The organism is Alteromonas sp. OM2203 (genome assembly GCF_048517045.1).
GTDB classification, from domain to species: Bacteria; Pseudomonadota; Gammaproteobacteria; order Enterobacterales; family Alteromonadaceae; genus Alteromonas; species Alteromonas gracilis.
The window spans coordinates 3829258-3842313 of record NZ_CP183209.1 but is presented as its reverse complement, the minus strand read 5'-3'; the positions used below and the strand labels follow the sequence as shown (position 1 = coordinate 3842313).

The 13056-nt window shown below is 42.8% G+C and carries 12 protein-coding genes; 4 read left to right on the top strand and 8 right to left on the bottom strand.

The window, feature by feature from the left end; translation table 11 throughout:
* Nucleotide 1 precedes the first annotated feature (1 nt).
* The 3 genes from ACM0P2_RS16925 to ACM0P2_RS16915 all read left to right on the top strand — a co-directional run bounded on the left by ACM0P2_RS16925 (nucleotide 2) and on the right by ACM0P2_RS16915 (nucleotide 4414).
* On the top strand, nucleotides 2-1708 hold the full coding sequence (locus ACM0P2_RS16925) for a sodium:solute symporter family protein (RefSeq protein ID WP_159120440.1): 1707 nt from the start codon (nucleotides 2-4) through the stop codon (nucleotides 1706-1708).
* Between the two features lie 178 nt (nucleotides 1709-1886).
* Nucleotides 1887-3728: a DUF294 nucleotidyltransferase-like domain-containing protein gene (locus ACM0P2_RS16920; RefSeq protein WP_173360907.1), complete on the top strand. Its 1842-nt coding sequence runs from the start codon at nucleotides 1887-1889 to the stop codon at nucleotides 3726-3728.
* A 5-nt stretch (nucleotides 3729-3733) separates the two neighbouring features.
* The gene (locus ACM0P2_RS16915; RefSeq protein WP_419226855.1) at nucleotides 3734-4414 is read left to right on the top strand and encodes an exonuclease domain-containing protein; all 681 of its coding nucleotides are present in this window, start codon (nucleotides 3734-3736) and stop codon (nucleotides 4412-4414) included.
* Nucleotides 4415-4418: 4 nt separating this feature from the next.
* Here ACM0P2_RS16915 and ACM0P2_RS16910 read toward each other — a convergent pair whose 3' ends face one another.
* The 3 genes from ACM0P2_RS16910 to ACM0P2_RS16900 all read right to left on the bottom strand — a co-directional run bounded on the left by ACM0P2_RS16910 (nucleotide 4419) and on the right by ACM0P2_RS16900 (nucleotide 6556).
* Nucleotides 4419-5360 (bottom strand): diguanylate cyclase domain-containing protein, encoded by a 942-nt coding sequence (locus tag ACM0P2_RS16910; protein WP_159120443.1) that lies wholly within the window; start codon nucleotides 5358-5360, stop codon nucleotides 4419-4421.
* A gap of 118 nt (nucleotides 5361-5478) precedes the next feature.
* A complete protein-coding gene (locus tag ACM0P2_RS16905) occupies nucleotides 5479-5898 on the bottom strand; it encodes an MAPEG family protein (RefSeq protein ID WP_159120444.1) in 420 nt (139 codons plus the stop codon).
* Between the two features lie 151 nt (nucleotides 5899-6049).
* On the bottom strand, nucleotides 6050-6556 hold the full coding sequence (locus ACM0P2_RS16900) for a fasciclin domain-containing protein (RefSeq protein ID WP_120963511.1): 507 nt from the start codon (nucleotides 6554-6556) through the stop codon (nucleotides 6050-6052).
* A gap of 285 nt (nucleotides 6557-6841) precedes the next feature.
* On the opposite strand from ACM0P2_RS16900, the gene ACM0P2_RS16895 reads away from it, so the two are divergent.
* A complete protein-coding gene (locus ACM0P2_RS16895) occupies nucleotides 6842-7999 on the top strand; it encodes a tetratricopeptide repeat protein (RefSeq protein WP_159120445.1) in 1158 nt (385 codons plus the stop codon).
* A gap of 55 nt (nucleotides 8000-8054) precedes the next feature.
* On the opposite strand, the gene ACM0P2_RS16890 is transcribed toward ACM0P2_RS16895, so the two are convergent.
* The 5 genes from ACM0P2_RS16890 to ACM0P2_RS16870 form a co-directional block, all read right to left on the bottom strand.
* Nucleotides 8055-8894, bottom strand: coding sequence for an isopenicillin N synthase family dioxygenase (locus ACM0P2_RS16890; protein ID WP_105930403.1), 840 nt, complete (start codon nucleotides 8892-8894; stop codon nucleotides 8055-8057).
* 169 nt (nucleotides 8895-9063) lie between these two features.
* Nucleotides 9064-10275 carry a NupC/NupG family nucleoside CNT transporter gene (locus ACM0P2_RS16885; protein WP_159120446.1) on the bottom strand — a complete coding sequence of 404 codons (1212 nt, stop codon included), beginning with the start codon at nucleotides 10273-10275 and terminating at the stop codon, nucleotides 9064-9066.
* Nucleotides 10276-10287: 12 nt separating this feature from the next.
* A complete protein-coding gene (gene udk, locus ACM0P2_RS16880) occupies nucleotides 10288-10911 on the bottom strand; it encodes a uridine kinase (protein ID WP_105930445.1) in 624 nt (207 codons plus the stop codon).
* 188 nt (nucleotides 10912-11099) lie between these two features.
* Nucleotides 11100-12053 (bottom strand): hypothetical protein, encoded by a 954-nt coding sequence (locus ACM0P2_RS16875; protein ID WP_159120447.1) that lies wholly within the window; start codon nucleotides 12051-12053, stop codon nucleotides 11100-11102.
* Complete coding sequence (locus ACM0P2_RS16870; protein ID WP_159120448.1) at nucleotides 12053-12946, bottom strand: PhnD/SsuA/transferrin family substrate-binding protein; 894 nt, start codon at nucleotides 12944-12946, stop codon at nucleotides 12053-12055. Before ACM0P2_RS16870 ends, ACM0P2_RS16875 begins: the two co-directional genes overlap by 1 nt.
* Nucleotides 12947-13056: the final 110 nt, after the last annotated feature.

Here is a 13056-nt window from a genome sequence, read left to right as displayed (position 1 = left end):
CATGGACGTTCAAACATTAACGTTTATTATCGTTGGCGCATCATTTGCGCTATATATCGCAATTGCAATTTGGGCTCGTGCAGGGTCAACCAATGACTTCTACGTCGCTGGTGGCGGTGTGCCTCCGGTCATGAATGGTATGGCTACTGCCGCTGACTGGATGTCGGCTGCATCGTTTATTTCGATGGCAGGTCTCATCTCTTTTATGGGGTATGACGGCGCGGTTTACCTAATGGGGTGGACTGGCGGTTACGTCTTGTTAGCCTTGTGCTTAGCGCCTTACTTGCGTAAATTCGGCAAATTCACGGTGCCTGATTTCATCGGCGATCGTTACTACTCTCAAACTGCACGTACGGTTGCCGTATTCTGTGCAATTTTTGTTTGCTTCACCTATGTTGCCGGCCAAATGCGTGGCGTGGGCGTAGTATTCAGCCGCTTCTTAGAAGTAGATATTGTAACCGGCGTAGTCATCGGTATGGTTATTGTGTTCTTCTACACAGTGCTTGGTGGCATGAAAGGTATTACCTATACACAAGTAGCGCAGTATTGCGTAATGATATTTGCCTATATCGTACCAGCGGTATTTATATCAATGATGGTCACAGGTCACATCCTGCCGCAAACAGGCTTTGGAGCAACGCTCGCCGACGGGTCGGGGATGCACCTGCTGCAAAAACTCGATAATTTATCCGTCGAACTCGGATTTAACGAATACACATCGGGCACCAAAAGTACCATAGACGTATTCTTCATTACCTTTGCACTAATGGTGGGTACAGCGGGTCTTCCTCACGTAATCGTTCGCTTCTTTACCGTACCTAAGGTACATGATGCGCGTAAATCAGCAGGTTATGCACTGGCGTTCATTGCAATCTTATATACAACAGCACCTTCTCTTGCTGCATTTGCTCGCGTAAATATGATTGAAACCATCAATGGCCCAGAGATGACAGGCACAAGCTATGAAGAAGCGCCGTCGTGGATTAAAAATTGGGAACAAACCGGCCTTATCGTTTATGAAGATAAAAATGGCGACGGCAAGATGTTCTATTCGGGTGATGAGCGCAACGAAATGAAAGTTGACCGCGACATCATGGTATTGGCTAACCCTGAAATTGCAAACTTACCAGCTTGGGTAATTGCACTCGTGGCAGCGGGTGGTGTGGCAGCAGCCTTGTCTACCTCTGCGGGCTTATTGTTAGTTATTTCAACATCCGTGTCTCACGATCTGTTGAAACGAAACTTTATGCCAAATATTACCGATAAAGCTGAGCTTATGTACGCACGTTTAGCGGCGGGGGTTGCAATTGTTATCGCAGGCTACTTCGGTATCAATCCGCCCGGCTTTGTTGCGCAGGTCGTGGCCTTTGCCTTCGGTTTGGCTGCATCGAGCTTCTTCCCAGCAATCATCATGGGTATCTTCAGCAAGCGCATGAACGACAAAGGTGCAATTGCGGGAATGATATCAGGTATCGCGTTTACTGCGGCTTACATCATTTACTTCAAGTTTGTAAACCCTGCAGCTAACACCCCTGACAACTGGTGGTTCGGTATTTCGCCAGAAGGCATCGGAACGCTAGGTATGATGGTTAACTTTATCGTGGCTTTCCTAGTGTTCAAAGCTACCGATGAAGCGCCTGAAGAAATTCAAGAGCTAGTAGAAAGCATTCGGTATCCAAAAGGTGCAGGTGAAGCATCAGCTCACTAACCTGATACAGCCTAAAGATAGGCGATAGCAAAATGAAACCAACCTATTGGCGAACGTGAATAGGTTGGTTTTTTCTTTTGTTTTTTCTTTTTTTTGAGGGACGAGCTCATTTTTGTTGTGTATGTGGGCTAAAATTTACACAGCGAAGGCGAACAAACCCTATCACTGGACGATTTCTATGACTGCAATGGCTAAACAAGTTGAAGACTTTCTGAATACGTCGGCGCCGCTTGATACCCTCGATAGCGAACAGAAGCTGCAATTAGTTAAACACGCAGATTTAATCTACGTGACGGCTGATATTGTTGCTGAACTTCAGCAAGGTGCTCCGGCGCTTTTCTTAATTCAAAGTGGTCAATTTTCTGTGCAAGATTCAGATGCGCCCCTACGTCATTTAAGTGAAGGGGATTACTTCGGCTATGCTAGCATCATGGAAAAACGTCCATTTTCCTTAAATATTAGCGTGGATAGTCCGGGGTTAGTTTATCGTTTTGATGCTGCCGTGATTGAGCCATTATTTGAAGATACCGCGATACGCCATTTCTTTGATGGACTTCGAAATAATGCCCTGCAAAATCATGCGATATCTGATACCAATTCCATGTGGTTGTATAAAGGTCTTTCAGATGTTATCGAAAAATCGCCCGTTTCGGTGGAGGAAATAACGTCAATATCAGCGGCTGCTCAGCTGATGACAGAGCAGAAAGTTTCATCCTTACTGGTGACTAAAGAAGACAAACTTATCGGCATTGTGACCGATCGGGATCTTAGATCAAGAGTGGTTGCCACGTCATTAGATACGTCGTTGTCGGTTGACCACATAATGACGCCTAACCCTGCCCAAATAATGGGAAACAGAACATTATTCGATGCGTTAGCGTTAATGACTGAACGTAATATTCATCATTTACCCGTCATTGATCATCAGTCGCTTGTGCCATTAGGTATGGTTACGGCAAGTGACATTATTCGCCACCAACGAGGAAACGTTCTTTTTATTATCGGCGAACTGAGCAAAGCAGAGAATTTATATGAATTAACTCGTTTATCTTGGCAGCTTCCTCACTATTTTTCGGCGCATGCAAAAAAAGCCGGCGATTATGACATTGCGGGAAAAATTTTGTCTCAGGCAACAGACATCATGACCAGAAAGTTGATCGGTTTTTTTCAGCAGGACCACGGCAAAGCACCCATGATGTTTTCGTGGCTGGTTTATGGTTCTCAAGCCCGGGAAGATCAGACTATGGGGTCTGATCAAGATAACGGTTTATTGCTTGCAAATCGCCCTACAGAGTCTCAGTCAGACTACTTTGCTGCTATGGCAGAGTATGTCTGCAACGGGCTTGCGAAATGCGGTATAAAATTATGTGATGGTAATATTATGGCCAGTAACCCCACGCTTCGCTTATCGCTAGATGAGGCAGTGGAAGAGGCGAAGCAATGGGTTAATGCGCCTACAAAAGATGCCATTATGCATTTTAATATTTTTCTTGATGTGCGATGTGCAGCAGGTGATGTCAGTCTATTTAAACAGCTACAAAAGCGCAGAGCCCCTTTAATGCAGCAAAATATGTTTTTAGCGGCCTTAGCTAGGCACAGTAATGAAATATCGGTTCCTCTATCGATGTTTCAAAAGTTTATTTATGAAAAAGCTAAAAACGACAAACGCAAGGAAAAGGACGTTATTGATCTTAAAACTCGAGCAGTTGCACTCATTAATAATATTGCCCGTATTTATGCGCTTGCAGACGGTATATTGCTTCCCAATACACTCGCTCGCTTAGACGCGCTTTCTTCAAGCTCTCAGCTTTCTAAGCGAGATGCGGCTAACCTCAGAGATATTTGGCTTTTCTTAAATCGTTTGCGCTGGCGTCATCAGTTAGAAAACAAAGTTACGGACAACAGAGTATCCGTATCAATGCTATCTTCGATAGAAAAGCATCAGTTAAAAGCCGCATTTAAAGCGATTGATCGTACTAATCAAGCCATGGTGATGAAATTTTCTGGCGGTGTAAGTTAGCCGCTATGATGAAAAAATTTATACATGCTTGTAGTTCATTTCTTTTTAAGAGAAATAAATTTAGACGCTATCTACGCGATAGGCGTCTTTGCGATACCACGTTTGTAGCGTTAGATTTGGAGCTCACTTCGTTAGATGCAGACAAGTCACAAATTACGTCAATGGGTTATGTGGTGGGTAGAGCCGGGCGTATGGCCCTTTCTTCGAGCGGCTATCACATTATCAAAACAAACGGGGACTTGGGGCAAAGCCCAGTGATCCATGGACTAACGCAAGATATTCTGGCACAAGGTGAAGACATAGCAGAAGCATTGACCGCGATATCGTCGCTATTCAAGGAAAACATTTTATTATTTCACAATGCCCGACTCGACCTTATGGCGCTAAATTCTGCGTTTAAGCAATGCCAGCTTCCTCAAATAGAGATCATGTATATCGATACCCTCCAATTGGCTTTGTACCAATTAAACAAGCAGCATCAGGTGCTACCGAACAACAGTGCAACACTTACAGTGTGCCGACAGCGTTTAGATTTACCCGCGTTCCCTGCTCATAATGCTTTAGATGATGCGCTCGCCACTATACAGTTGTTTTTCGCACAGCTGAATGAATTGGGTATCACTCAAGAGCATTTGCTAGAGACGCTTTTACATACAAAAGCAGTGGGAAGGTATCAGCTTGGCTAGTCACTTATAAGCTTTTCGCTAGCGAGGGCATTTTCAATTGGTTTCGACCACCTGTCTTTGCCAAATACAGATTTTTATCCGCTTCTAACATGACATAATCGATGGTTTTATTGTCGTCCGCTTGTTTAATCGCTAACCCTGCACTCAGTGTAACGCGTTCATATTCAGAAGCTGCGTGGGGGAGGTTGAGGTCATAGACAGTAGTAAGTAACCGCTCTGTTACCAACTTTGCGCCTTCAAGATCAGTGTTAGGCAATATGACCAAGAACTCTTCTCCCCCGATCCTTACCAACTTATCCATGGGTCGTAGCAGCGCTTCATTGATGGTTTTGCTTACCTTCCATAGACAGCTATCTCCGTCTAAGTGCCCATACATATCATTGTATAACTTGAAATAATCCACATCGAATATGACTAAGGCAAGAGGACAAACATTGCGTAGCCCATCTTTTACCAAACGCGGAAGATAGTCATCTAGATAGTGTCGGTTGTAGGCGCCGGTGAGTTTGTCAATGTAGATAAGCTTTTCAAGTAAATCATATCTTAGCTTATGGTTTAGGTGTGACTTTACCCGATTGCGCAAGGTGCATGCGTTTACGGGCTTTAAAACGAAATCGACACATCCAGAATCCCAGCATTTATTTTCTTCTTCATCAGAGCTAGAAGAGGTGACAAAAATAATAGGAATGTTAGCAAGGGAAGGTTTTTTTCTTAATAATAGCGTTGTCTCATGCCCATCAAGTTCAGGCATAGAAACGTCCATTAAAATTAAGTCTGGTGTGCGAAATTTACAATAATCGATCGCATCTTGCCCTGAGGCTACAGAAACGCAAGAAACCATATCTTCAAGTAGCGTTTCTAGCACCAGTCTGCTGCTCGCTTGGTCGTCGACAATTAACACAGTGCAATCATCTAAAGTGCGTTCGCCGACCTGTTTATTATACACACTCAGTCCTATCTGCGGGAGGAACCATCTACCACACACATTACTCCTGTAAGCTTCAAAAGTGGATTAAACATAAGTTGAATATAACGACATTTACTTTTGGTTTATCGAAATGATTTTAGGTAAACACTTGGAAGAAGGCGAGAATGAAAACGGCAAGGTTGCAGAGCACGCCAATCATGTAGAAATAGCTTCTTGGGCTAGGATTCTTTTCAGTCGCAATAGCATAGTAAAGGGCCATGTGGATAATTCTGCACAGTGCATATACCCAAATGAGCGATGCCAAGATGTTGGTCGGCGCACCTAAAAATATACAAAACAGCGCGGGAAGTGTAAATTGATGCACGTTTTCTAGCGAATTATGAAACGTTCTGTGACTTCTAAAAACAAAACTATCGTGACTTAACTCTTCGCTTACTTTACCCGGGATGTAGGTTGACTGTTTTCGATGTGCAATCGCAGCCACGATATTCTGTACAAAAACGGTCAAACAAATTACCAGTAAACCAGCAATGCTATAGGTATATACCGAAAACATAAGAACTCCTTTTCAGACTTTTGTAACGTTTAATTTGTCTAGCATCTAGTAAGCAAATTTGTACGAGAAGTATAAAGGATTGGATCGAGGGTTTAAAAAAACGGAAGCACTGACGTATCAGTGCTTCAGAGTCTTTTTTAATTTCTTTATATTATAATGCAGCCGCTACTTCAGCAGGCAACAATACAGTATCAATCACGTGAATTACGCCATTGCTTGTCATGATATCCGCTTTAATTACCTTCGCATTGTTGATCATAACGTTGCCCATCTTCGCCGAGATGTCTACTTGACTACCTTCTACCGTCGTTGCATTAGAAAGCGTTGATACGTCTTCTGCCGTCACTTTACCTGCTACAACGTGGTAAGTCAGAATTTGAACAAGCGTTTGCTTGTTCTCTGGCTTCAACAACATTTCAACGGTACCAGCTGGTAGGGCCGCAAATGCTTCATCAGTAGGAGCAAACACGGTGAAAGGACCGTCACCTTTTAACGTAGACACTAAATCAGCAGCCTTTACCGCGGTGACAAGGGTTGAGAACATTTTGTTACCAGCTGCGGTATCTACGATGTCCATATTTTCAGCATCTTTATGATGCCCAGCGAAAGCTGAAGCACTAAAAAGAATAACGACAAACGCACTAATTAACTTTTTCATACTATTTCCTATACATGATTAAAAATTTAACACGAAACTATGTGCTCTCTAGTTACTTGCCACTTCATCCAGCTAGCGAGCGTTACTGAACTGACAATGCTTACGGTAGAAAGGTACTAATTGATGATTAACTTTCCGTAATCTTACAAAAAGCTTGCTTCGCCTCGGAAAAGCACGAGATGAACATTTGCGCCGAATAGATAAAAAGTCGGGATGTAAATAAAATGTGAAAATCGGGTGGTGAGCTATACTTATAGCATCGAGTACACAAAAAGGGTGCCTGTAATGAATGCTCGAGTAACTGCCTTATTATTGTTTAGTATTATAATAGGGGCGTGTAAGTCTACTGAAACGGAAACGACTGACGCTGCGCCCACCTTACTTAATGACAGCCTGTTCCCTGCATACAGCTTGTTTCCCGTTGAAACCCCTGAAGAGATATTTTTCTTAGATGAAGACGCAAAGCGCTTTGCGGAAAAAGCGGTGTATGAGAAGAGCATCTTACAAAAGAATGTGAAAGGCTTCGTTAAGGCAATATTCGATCATGCCGACCAGGGTATGCTTTATCGCAACAGCGCAAACACTACTGCGAATACTACTTTCCACAACCGCGCGGCAAATTGCCTTTCATTGTCAATTATGACTTACGCTCTTGCTGAGCATGTGGGTCTCAATGCGACATTCTACGAGGTAGATATCCCCGAATACTGGACGCGTAGAGACGGATATAGCCTGCTCAATGGCCATATTAATTTGCGAGTATCAGTGCCTAACGATGGTGTAGTTGCAGCCCTTGGCGGCGCTTGGGCTGATGTCGATTTCGACCCTCAGATGTTACGAAATTATTTTCCGCGTAACGCCGTATCTCTTAACAAAGTAATATCAATGTACTACAACAACAAGGGAGCGGACGCTCTGGTGGCCAATAGTTACACCCGAGCCTACAGTTATTTTCGCTCAGCGGCGAAACTATCGCCAGAGTTACAGCAAAGCTGGGTTAACTTGGGCGTGTTATATCGCATGGTCGATGAATACGAACAAGCAGAATTAGCCTATAAACATGCGCTATCGCTTAATGACGATAACCTAACAGCGTGGGAAAATTTATCTATTCTTTATATTTATCAAGACAGAGACGTTGAAGCTTCCCGCATTACGCAAATGGTAGAAACAAAGCGCAAAACCAATCCTTTTTACCATTATATTTTGGGAGAGCAAGCATTCGATTCTGGTGATATCGAGATAGCAATTAGCCACTACGAAAAAGGCCTAAGGCTGGATAAAAGCCGTCATGAGTTACTCTTTGGCATGGCGAAAGCACATCATGAGTTAGGAGATGTGAGTGAAGCCCAGCGCTATTTACAGCAGGCCGTTAAGCATTCACCCAACGAACAGGATAGGCAACGCTATACTTCAAAGCTTGCAGCAATAGCTAGTAGGTAAAAAAAAGCCGCAGACTAGCTGCGGCAAAAGAATAACACTACAAAAGGAACTTAATTTATATAACGCCCAGCTCACGAAGGCGCTCTTGCAGGTATGACCCTGCGGTATGACGTTCTGAAAGAACAACATCTGGTCTTGGGTGTAAAAACAGTGGCAACGAGATACGAGATTTCGTCATATCTGCACCATCTGGGTTTACAACCCTATGAGTAGTTGATGGGAAATATTCGCCTGATGCTTCTTGAAGCATGTCGCCAATATTCACAATTAAGTTCCCAAAATCACAAGGAACGTCAATCCAACTACCGTCTTTAGCTTGTACTTGCAATCCTGGCTCGTTAGCCGCAGGTAAGATAGTAATCAAGTTAATATCTTCGTGCGCAGCGGCGCGAATTGCGTCTACCTCTTCATCACCTTTTAGTGGTGGGTAGTGCAGTATACGTAGCAAGGTTTGATCAGAATCTTTGATCATATCGCCTAGCGGTTGACTGTACTTATCACTCACCTCTGAAGGAGAATGCTTCTCTATCCAGCCCAACAGCTCTTTCGCTAGCGTGTTTGCTTCCTCATAATATTGAGAAATTTGAGGACGTAGTGCTTCAGGGCACTGACCCCATGGATAGAAGTGGTAATACTCTTTAATATCTTTTTTCGTAAAGCCTTTAGCTACCTCAGATACGCTCTGAGGGAAAAATCCGTCTTGTTTACCTTTGTTGTACAGGTAATCATTCTTCTCTTCACTGTCGAAGAAGCCCTGCCAATTGTCGTAAATACCTTGAACTAATGACTGTTGGATAGGGTGATTTTTCAAAACACCGAACCCCGTCTCGCGAAGTGACTTCACGAATTCTTCTTGTGCGTTTTCCGCTTGGTAATCAACAGCAACTAATTGCATAACTTTATCCCGTATATTTTGACTGCGGCATTATAAAGGTAGACGGGCTACAGAAAAAAGTCGCAGAAATTGACATAAATCAACCCCGCGATGAATTGGCGCGTAATTTACAGAAACCTGACTAGTTAGTCTAGTTTTTTCTTGACCAACTGGTCTAATTTAATGATCTTTAACCTAGAGAGAGGAAAAAGCCTGCCAGTGCGGCACTCATTAAATTAGATAGCGTAGCTGCGATAACTGCTTTTAATCCTAATCGCGCAATTTCATTTCTGCGTGTTGGTGCCATTACACCAATTCCACCCATCAAGATTGCGATAGAAGAGAAGTTTGCAAAACCACAAAGAGCAAAGGTGATAATGGCCTGAGACGCTTCAGATAGCTGTGCTTGGTTTTCCAAGAAGTTAAGGTAGGCAACAAATTCGTTCACCACCATTTTCTGACCAATAAAGCTGCCTGCAAGTTGTGCTTCGTCCCATGGGACGCCGATTGCCCATGCAAGAGGTTGAAGTACATAACCCAGGATCCCTTCAAACGTTACGTTTTCATAGCCAAATAGTCCTGCACTCCAGCCTATAAGGCCGTTGACCATCGCTATAAGTGCAATGAAAGCGAGTAGCATTGCGCCCACATTTAGCGCAAGCTGCATGCCTGACGATGCACCACTGGCGGCAGCGTCAAACACATTAGCGTAAACGGTATCTTCCGCTTCCACATTTTTAGATTCTATGCTGGCAGTGTTTGTCTCTGGCAATATTATCTTTGCCATAAGCAACCCTCCAGGAGCAGCCATAAAGCTGGCTGCAAGTAGGTATTTTAACTCTACACCCATACCTGCATATCCGGCCATTACCGAGCCCGCAATAGAAGCCAATCCACCCACCATAACCGCAAATAGCTCAGATGTAGTCATATTAGGAATAAAAGGACGCACGACCAATGGTGCTTCAGTTTGCCCAACAAAGATGTTAGCGGCCGAAGACATTGATTCCGATTTGCTTGTTCCCAATAGCTTTTGTAGCGCGCCACCGATGATCTTTATTACGATATTCATCACTTTTAAATGATAAAGAACTGCAATCAAGGAGGAGAAAAATACGATAACCGGAAGTACATTAAACGCAAATATAAAGGCTATAGATTTGTCGCCAATAGGGCCAAACAAAAAGTTAATTCCATCTTGGCTATAAGCAATAATATTGGCAACAAACTCTGTTGATGCTAACAGAACCTCTTTTCCAGGCTCAGAATACAGGACAAATGCGCCAACGGATGCTTGAATAGCAAATGCGCCACCCACGGTGCGCAAATTTATACTGCGTTTCGCTGATGATAACGCAAAAGCAATACCCAGAAGGACTGCAATGCCCAGTAAACTTACCATAGAAATGTTCCCTTAAAGAAGCGCTTGCTGAATGTGTGATTTGATCACATCTAATGCAATTTGGTTTTTACCACCTTGCGTCACTACTACGTCGGCAGTGAAGCGGCTTGGTTCGATAAATTGATGATACATAGGCTTTACAGTCTCTTCGTACTGTTTAGCAACAGATTCGATACTGCGACCACGTTCTTTAAGGTCACGCATCATCCTGCGCATCAGACAAATATCTAGAGGCGTATCAATAAAAATCTTAACGTCATAAAGAGGAAGCAAATCTGTTCGAGCCAACAACATAATACCCTCGAGAATGATAACAGGAGCCGGATTAAGGCGTTCTGTTTCAGGTAATCGAGTATGCGTTTTATAGCAGTAGTGCGGATAATCAATCGGCTGACCTTCGCGCAAAGCTTGCAGATGTGCTTTTAATAGTTCATGTTCAAAGGCATTAGGGTGATCGTAATTATTTTTCTCACGCTGTTCCATCGGAAGATGGTCTTGCGCACGATAATAGTGATCTTCACGCAGTACTTGAACAGGACGACCCTGAGCACTGAAGCCGTTGAACAAATTTTTTGTAAAAAGAGACTTTCCAGAGCCTGAAGCCCCAGAAATGGCAATAATAAGTGGCGATTGCATAGTACTATAAAGCTGGTTTTGTTGGTGCAAAGATACGCGTTTAGGCCTCGCGAATCAATGATATATTCACAAGTTATCTGTTTTTGGATCGGTCTTTGCTAGAACTTTATTGTATTTTCAAGGCATTGCAGGCTGTTTACTTAATTAGCAAAAAATGACAAAAAGCTCTCCAAGTGGTCAGTTTTTAGTTAGTTACCGATGATTGTTATATCCTCTTGCTTGATAGATGGTATTGCGTAAGAGTGTTGTTTAGACCGAGAACCCTCGCCCTGAGCCCGCGGTGGGTAATACGTTTCTTTCTCTTCGCTGAATGAAGAGAATACTTCGTCTAGAGCTGCTCTAATTTCGCTTAACGTCTTGTCAAGATTTGCGTTGAAATCTGGGCGCTTACGTTTTGTGTGGCCAAGTTCAATTAAGCGACCAAAACTTTTATTTGCAAGGGCTAATAGTTCACTTGGCACATCTTTGTGCGGGGGGAGTGGTACACCGGGATGTTCAATGCAATATTTCACCAGTGCAGTGTAAAAGCAAAGTGGCTTGTTTTGCAGGGTAACGACCTTATCGTCGATACCATTTGAAATTGTTTTTTCCTGAAGATTGATTACCAGCTTCGGTGAAGGCGGAATCACTTCTTCTAGCGACATTGGTTTCTTTTTAACCTTATTTGAGACACTGAAAATAGGGGTCAATAGTAGTGACGACAGCAGTGCAGTCCAGCTAAAAGAGAGCGCACTTAGCGTTCCAACGGCTCGAATTTCTGCGGTAATCGTTTGTTCTGCGTTCTTGAAATTAGCATTAATAATAGAACTGTAAGATGTAAAATCTTCTTTATCGTCCTCAACATTCTGAATACTCTTTACAAGAACTGGATAACCTCCATCGTTGAGCGCCTTATTGAGTTTCTCTAGATACCTAATAATTGCAAATTGATTAACGGGCGTATTTAGCGTGCTGTTTCCTACGTCAAGAAAGGCGCTATCCAAGCTTATTCTTCGTTCTACCTTGTCGACTGCTTCATGAATTGATGATTGATGAGACCAGTATTGTGCGACGAGAGCCACACACTGTATACACGCAAAAAGTGCAAAGAATATAAAAAAGATAAAAGGCTTAGGCTTCCAGTTGAGAGATTTATTACTCATTAGTTACAGCCTTCTTCAAGTGTAATCGTTTTGTAATAAGGCCTTGGGTGTGACATAGCTATCTCGTTTACAACCGTTTGCATGGCACAAAATAGATCCGTGTTTTGCGTCAGCATTTTTAAGTACCACTGCATGCCGCTAACATCCTCTTGAAGGGGCGTTGCATAGTTTTTGGAAAAGTTCTCACTATCTTCTTCAGCCCAATAGGACGAAATTATATCGATTTCGCCGGCGAGTAAGGCTCGCCTCAATTCTTGATGAGAACTGTAGTAAACAATGTTTACGTTGCTGTCACTTAACCCAATATTCTGTATCACGGTTTTCGGCACAATGTGGCCAGAGCGGCTGCTTGGATAATCTAAAAGTCCAATGCTTTTTCCTAGCAAATACTCTTTTGAAAGCAGTGGTCGTTCTCTCAAGGCAATAAAAAACGCTGAATAATCTGGATGGGAAGCTAGTTTCGTTAACCCATATATCTGATCTGCGCCAAACGCATCAACCACATTACTTTTTACCAGCGCCAAGTTAACCACGCCGTGGTTAATGTAACGGAAGGTGTCATAGTCGCTTTGACCGATAGTTACCTTGACCTCGCCATATTGACGCTTGATGATTTTATCATCACACAAACGCTCGCTAGCCATTTCTGCGATTCTGCCATCGGTAACATAAACAGAAAAAACATCATTGTTACCCTCAAGACCAGTCTTGCAGGTTATGTAATGACCAGTTTGTGGCGCGATATCGCCATACGATGCAGAATTTAGAAAATAGTTTATCGAACCACAACTAACAGCGGCCAAAATAAAAATTATCCATTTTCCTGAAGCAACAATTCTGAAATTAGTCAAAAAAACGACCGAATGAATTAACGATTTATAATGTGATTTCATCAGTTAAGGTTATTTATTGCAATAGGTAAGTTTATTTTAATGTGTTAATGTATTAATAATTAAAGGTTTTTTATGGGTGAACCTGATTTTTATTAAACGCTGTTTATTAG

Excerpts from the sequence above, each read along its gene's own strand:
- ACM0P2_RS16925 (WP_159120440.1), top strand. The coding sequence starts at position 2 with ATGGACGTTCAAACATTAACGTTTATTATCGTTGGCGCATCATTTGCG.
- ACM0P2_RS16920 (WP_173360907.1), top strand. The coding sequence starts at position 1,887 with ATGACTGCAATGGCTAAACAAGTTGAAGACTTTCTGAATACGTCGGCG.
- ACM0P2_RS16915 (WP_419226855.1), top strand. The coding sequence starts at position 3,734 with ATGATGAAAAAATTTATACATGCTTGTAGTTCATTTCTTTTTAAGAGA.
- ACM0P2_RS16905 (WP_159120444.1), bottom strand. The coding sequence starts at position 5,898 with ATGTTTTCGGTATATACCTATAGCATTGCTGGTTTACTGGTAATTTGT.
- ACM0P2_RS16900 (WP_120963511.1), bottom strand. The coding sequence starts at position 6,556 with ATGAAAAAGTTAATTAGTGCGTTTGTCGTTATTCTTTTTAGTGCTTCA.
- ACM0P2_RS16895 (WP_159120445.1), top strand. The coding sequence starts at position 6,842 with ATGAATGCTCGAGTAACTGCCTTATTATTGTTTAGTATTATAATAGGG.
- ACM0P2_RS16890 (WP_105930403.1), bottom strand. The coding sequence starts at position 8,894 with ATGCAATTAGTTGCTGTTGATTACCAAGCGGAAAACGCACAAGAAGAA.
- ACM0P2_RS16885 (WP_159120446.1), bottom strand. The coding sequence starts at position 10,275 with ATGGTAAGTTTACTGGGCATTGCAGTCCTTCTGGGTATTGCTTTTGCG.
- udk (WP_105930445.1), bottom strand. The coding sequence starts at position 10,911 with ATGCAATCGCCACTTATTATTGCCATTTCTGGGGCTTCAGGCTCTGGA.
- ACM0P2_RS16875 (WP_159120447.1), bottom strand. The coding sequence starts at position 12,053 with ATGAGTAATAAATCTCTCAACTGGAAGCCTAAGCCTTTTATCTTTTTT.
- ACM0P2_RS16870 (WP_159120448.1), bottom strand. The coding sequence starts at position 12,946 with ATGAAATCACATTATAAATCGTTAATTCATTCGGTCGTTTTTTTGACT.